The 241-nt window shown below is 48.5% G+C and carries 1 rRNA gene; it reads left to right on the forward strand.

The features are described 5' to 3' along the window. Nucleotides 1–2 precede the first annotated feature (2 nt). Nucleotides 3–241 (forward strand): 23S ribosomal RNA (locus F8197_RS29540); the annotation flags it as partial.

A 241-nucleotide genomic window follows, 5' to 3' on the forward strand; every position in this document is an offset into this window, starting at 1 on the left:
GATTACAGGCGATGAAGGACGTAGTAGCTTGCGATAAGCTGCGGGGAGCTAGCAAACAAGCTTTGATCCGCAGATTTCCGAATGGGGAAACCCGGCCTTTTAGGTCATTGCATGCTGAATACATAGGTATGCAAAGCGAACGCGGCGAACTGAAACATCTAAGTAGCTGCAGGAAAATAAATCAACCGAGATTCCCAAAGTAGTGGCGAGCGAAATGGGAAGAGCCTGTACGTGATAGTCG

Source organism: Duganella sp. FT27W, assembly GCF_009295655.1.
Taxonomy (GTDB): domain Bacteria; phylum Pseudomonadota; class Gammaproteobacteria; order Burkholderiales; family Burkholderiaceae_D; genus Rugamonas; species Rugamonas zoogloeoides.